The organism is Acidobacteriota bacterium, from assembly GCA_003696075.1.
Classification (GTDB): Bacteria; Acidobacteriota; Polarisedimenticolia; order J045; family J045; genus J045.
On the sequence record RFHH01000045.1, the window covers coordinates 1 to 5201 of the forward strand.

At 73.8% G+C, this 5201-nt stretch carries 3 protein-coding genes; all 3 read left to right on the top strand.

The window, feature by feature from the left end; genetic code table 11:
• Nucleotides 1-1022: 1022 nt before the first annotated feature.
• The 3 genes from D6718_02610 to metG are packed head-to-tail and all read left to right on the top strand — an operon-like array spanning nucleotide 1023 to nucleotide 4968.
• Entirely contained in the window at nucleotides 1023-1742 is a 720-nt protein-coding gene (locus D6718_02610; GenBank protein RMG47948.1) for an NAD-dependent deacylase, read from the top strand.
• Entirely contained in the window at nucleotides 1739-2995 is a 1257-nt protein-coding gene (gene larC, locus D6718_02615; protein ID RMG47946.1) for a nickel pincer cofactor biosynthesis protein LarC, read from the top strand. The genes D6718_02610 and larC overlap by 4 nt, the downstream gene beginning before the upstream one ends.
• A complete protein-coding gene (gene metG, locus D6718_02620) occupies nucleotides 2995-4968 on the top strand; it encodes a methionine--tRNA ligase (protein ID RMG47947.1) in 1974 nt (657 codons plus the stop codon). Before larC ends, metG begins: the two co-directional genes overlap by 1 nt.
• Nucleotides 4969-5201: the final 233 nt, after the last annotated feature.

The window sequence follows — 5201 nt, forward strand, 5'->3', positions numbered from 1 at the left end:
CTCGAATGGATCGATGACCGGAGATCGGGCCAAAGTGTCCGTCGTGCATCGAGTCGCGCGGCGTTTCGCACCATCGAGGAAGCACCTCCCGCCGCATCGACGAGCGAGCTGCGCCCACCCGCTCGTCCGGAGAAGGGTTCCCCGAGCGTCGGCGGCGCCGGCGGCGGCATCGCCGCGCGGCATCCCGGGCGGGCCTCCGATCGCGCAGCCGCGCCCCGAGAGATACCGCCACGGGAAGCGCGACCAACGGCGGCGCGAATGCACGGGGCGCGGCACACGGGCGCTGCCACGACGGCGCGGCACGGCGCGCGGCGACACGAAGCGCGGCCAGAAGGGAGTGACCACAGCCGTGCGGCTCCAGGGGGCAGGGCTAGCGCAATGAGGCCCGGAGGCGTGGCGATCCCTGTCCGCACGACGGCGTGCCGCCGGCCCGCAGAGCTGCGGCGCGCGCCCCGTCTCCCGGCGCCGCTCCACAAAAGGCGCGGAGCGATGCGAACCAGCGGCCGGAGACGCTACCCGGTGAGCGGCCACATCTTCGAGCCGGCGAGCGGCGACATCCGAAGCCGAGCGGAGCGCACGATACGGGCGAGCTGAAGGCACCGCGGAGCACGCTCGTCCGCAGAAAGGCACGTGGCGCGCCCCCGGGAACGCGGCTTTCGGAACGGAAACGCCGGCGGCAACCGGCACGAACGGCAAGAAGCCACCCACTTCACCAGCCAGCCGCGGCGCTCGCGCCGCGGAAGGGAGCGAACGCGCCCTGGCGCGGAGCGCCATCCGCACCAGCGGCGGCGACGACGCCGCCGGCATGCGCCGGTGCGCTGGGCGCACGAGCTGCCGCCCGCCCTCCGGAAGGAACTCCGGCGCTCGCGGCGGGGTCCGGAAACGCGCCCCGGTCGAGGAACTCCGGAACGAAGCCGGCGGGGTGCCGCCCGGCTCGCTCCGCTCGCGGAGGTCGCGGTAAGATCGCGACTTCGGCGCCCTGCAGGGCGGAGGGAGCGCTCACGGTGCCGGAGGAGCGGCAGATCGCGGAAGCAGCCGCCTGGATCCGGAACGCATCGCGTGCCGCCGCGCTGACCGGAGCCGGCGTTTCGGCCGAGTCCGGCGTGCCCACGTTCCGGGGCGCGGGCGGGCTGTGGGAAGGGCACCGCATCGAGGAGGTCGCCACGCCGGAAGCGTTCGACCGCGATCCGGTGCTGGTCTGGGAGTTCTACGACGCGCGGCGCACCGGTCTCGTCCGCTGCCGGCCGAACCGCGCGCACGAGGCGCTAGCGGAACTGGAGCGGCGGATTTCCGACTTCACGCTCATCACCCAGAACGTGGACGACCTGCACCGCGCGGCCGGCAGCCGGAAGCTGATCGAGCTGCACGGGAACCTGTGGCGGATGCGTTGCACCGCGGGCTGCGGCGAATGGGAGGACCGCCGCGCTCCCCTTCCCCGGCCGCTTCCACCGGCGTGCCGGTGCGGCGCCCCGGCGAGGCCGGCCATCGTCTGGTTCGGCGAGTGGCTCGATCCGGCGGACCTCGCGGCGGCGGAGGCTGCCGCGGCGCGGGCGGAGGTCTTCCTCGTGATCGGCACGTCCGGGATCGTGGAACCGGCGGCCTCGCTCGCGCGCACCGCGGCCGCGGCCGGCGCGCGGGTGGTCGAGATCAACCCGGAGCCGACGCCACTGTCGGCGGTGGCCGCCCTCAGCCTGCGCGGACCCGCCGGGGAGATCGTCCCCCGGCTCGTGGGGACGGCGTGAGCGCCCCGGCGCGCCGGCACCTCCACGTCGACCCGTTCTCCGGAGCGAGCGGCGACATGTGGCTCGGCCTCGCGGCCGATCTCGGCGCCGATCCCGGGCTGCTGGTCTCCCTTCCGGAGCGCCTCGGCCTGACCGCGGTCGAGGTCTCGGTGGGCCGTGCCCGGCGGGCCGGGCTCGAAGCCGGGCGCGTGGAGGTGGCGGTTCGCGGGGAGCCCTCCGGCACCGCCCGCCGCCGCGGCGACGTGTTCGAAATCCTCGATCGCGCCGCCCTGCCGGCGCGCGCGGCGCGCTGGGCCGCGCGGGCTTTCGATCTGCTGTTCGAGGCGGAGGGGCGGATCCACGGCCTGCCCCCCGGCGAGGTCCACCTCCACGAGGCCGCGGCCGACGACGCGCTCGTCGACATCGCCGGGACCGCCCTGGCGCTGGACGCTCTCGGGATCGAGAGCGTGAGCTGCGGGATTCCGGTGCCCCTCGGCGGCGGGGAGGTCCGCAGCGCCCACGGGACGCTTCCCGCGCCGGCCCCAGCGGCCGCCGCCCTGCTCGAGGGGGTACCGGTGAGCGGCGGTCCGGTGGCGCGCGAGCTCGTCACCCCGACCGGAGCGGCGATCCTGCGGGCGGTCGCGTCCCGGTTCGGTGCCGCGCCGCCGATGCGGCTCGAACGGGCCGGTGCGGGAGCGGGCGCCTTCGACGACCCGGAGCGCCCCAACGTGCTGCGCGGCCTGCTCGGCGTTCCCCTCGGGGCGGCGGGCGAGCGCGCCCTTTCGGTCCTCTCCTGTGCCGTGGACGACATGCCGCCGAGCGACCTGCCGCCGCTGATCGACCGGTTGCTCGCCGAAGGAGCCCGGGACGCCTTCGTCCAGCCGATCGTGATGAAGAAGGGACGGCCCGGCTTCCTCGTCACCGTCCTGGCCGAGCCGCAGCGGGAGGAGGCTCTCGCCGAGCGCCTGCTCGCCGACTCGACGACGCTCGGCGTGCGCGTCCACCGGGAATCACGGATCGAGTGGGCGCGCGACACGGTCTCGGTGCCGACCCCGTGGGGCCCGGTTCGGGTGAAGCGAGCGATCGATTCCGGCGGCCGGATCCGGAGAGGCATGCCGGAGTTCGAGGACGTGCGCGCCATCGCCGACCGGGAAGGGCTGTCGCTCGACGAGGTCCGCCGGGCGGCCCGTGACGCCTTTTCCCGGCAAAATGGCGGGGCGGAGGAGGGCGGCGCGTCCCGCGCGCCCGGCGACGAACCCGAGGAGAAACGCTGATGCGGCGCTTCTACGTGACGACGCCGATCTACTACGTCAACGACCAGCCGCACATCGGCCACACCTACACGACGATCGTGGCCGACGCGCTGGCCCGATACCACCGCCTGCGCGGCGAGGAGGTCTACTTCCTCACCGGGACCGACGAGCATGGCCAGAAGATGCAGCGGGCGGCCGAGGCGCGCGGCGTGAGCCCGCAGCAGCTCGCCGACGAAGTCGTCGAAAACTACCGCCGGCTGTGGCCGGCGCTGGGGATCAGCCACGACGACCTGATCCGGACCACGGAGGAGCGCCATCGGCGCGGCGTCTACGCCCTGTTCGAGAAGATCCGGCGGGAGACCCCCGACGCGATCTACAAGGGGACGTACCGGGGCCTGTACTGCACCGGCTGCGAGAGCTTCTACCCCGCCAACCAGGTCAAGGACGGCGTCTGCCCGGAGCAGGGGCATCCGGTCGAGGAGGTCGAGGAGGAATCGTGGTTTTTCCGCCTGTCGAGCTACCGTGACAGGCTCTTGCAGCACCTCGAGGAGCACCCGGAGTTCGTGCGGCCGGAGAGCCGGCTCAACGAGGTCCGCGGTTTTCTCGCCGAAGGGCTGAACGACCTGTCGATCTCGCGCAGCCGCGCGCAGGTGTCGTGGGGGATCCCCTTTCCCGGCGACCCCGAGCACGTCGTCTACGTCTGGTTCGACGCCCTGACGAACTACATCTCGGCCCTCGGCTACGGCAGCGAGGACCGCAGCCTCTACGAGCGCTTCTGGGGCGGAGGCGGCGATCGCGTCCAGCTCCACCTGATCGGCAAGGACATCCTCCGGTTCCACGCCGTCTACTGGCCGGCCTTCCTGATGGCGGCGGGGGAGCCGCTGCCGACGACGATCTTCGCCCACGGCTGGTGGCTCCGCGACGAGGCGAAGATGAGCAAGACACGCGGGAACGTCGTCCGGCCGTGGCCGCTGATCGAGGACTTCGGCGCGGACGCCCTCCGCTGGTTCCTCCTCCGCGAGATCAGCCTCGGTCTGGACGGCTCCTACTCCGACGAGGCGCTGATCGAGCGCGCCAACGCCGACCTCGCCAACAACATCGGCAACCTGTTCTCGCGCGTCGTCGCCCTGGTCGGCCGCCACGAGGAGGGCCGGGTGCCGGAGGTCGAACCGCAGCCGGACGACGAACTCGCCGCGGCGTCGGCGTCGATGAAGGAGACCTACCGGAAGGCGTTCGACGGCCATGACCCGGCGGGCGCCCTGCGCGCGCTGACCGAATGGGCGGACGCGCTGAACCGCTTCCTCGTCCGCCACGAACCCTGGCGCCGCGCCGGCCGGGAGGAGACCTGCTCGCGCGTCCTCCGGACCGCCTGCGGGGAACTGGCGCAACTCGCGCTGCACCTCCACCCGGCCGTGCCGTTCGCTTCCGCGCGGCTGTGGAGGATGCTCGGCCTCGGGGACGACCCGGCCGCCGAGATCCGCCCGGGGCGGGACCTGCTGGCGGAGGATTCGTGGCGCGTCGGCGGAGCCCGGGTGTCCCGCGCGGAAGCGGTCTTCCCCCGGCTCGACAAGAAGAAGCTCCTCGCCGACGCGGGCGGTCAGGCCGCGCCCGAAGCGAAGAGTGCCGCCGCGAAGGAGAAGCCGGCGCCCGGGAAGGAAGCCGAGGACGGGCTGATCTCGATCGACGAGTTCATGAAGGTTCGGCTGCGCACGGCGCGGGTCGTCGCGTGCGAGCCGCATCCCAACGCCGACAAGCTGCTCCGGCTCGAGATCGACCTCGGCGGCGAGCGGCGGCAGCTCGTGGCCGGGATCGCCAAGCACTACCGCCCGGAGGAACTCCTGGGCCGCACGATCGTGGTGGTGGCCAACCTCAAACCGGCGAAACTCCGCGGGCTGGTCTCCCAGGGGATGCTCCTCGCCGCGAGCGCGCCCGACGGCGCGGTGAGGCTGCTGACCGTCGACGGGGAGGTCCCGCCCGGCTGCCCCGTTTCCTGAGTCACGAGAAGGCGGCGGGCGAAGAAGGCGTCCACCTCGGAGGGGCCGGCGTCCTCGAACGCCGCTGCATCGCCCGCCGCGGGCGAGCCGGGCGCGACGAGGAGGAGGGCCGCCGCCTGACCCTCCCCGCTCGGCCCGCCGTCACCTCGCGCGAGGCGCGCCGCGTCGCCGAGCAGCAGCACCCCGACCCGGCCCGGATCGACCCACCGGCGGCCGGCCAGCGCCTCGAGGAC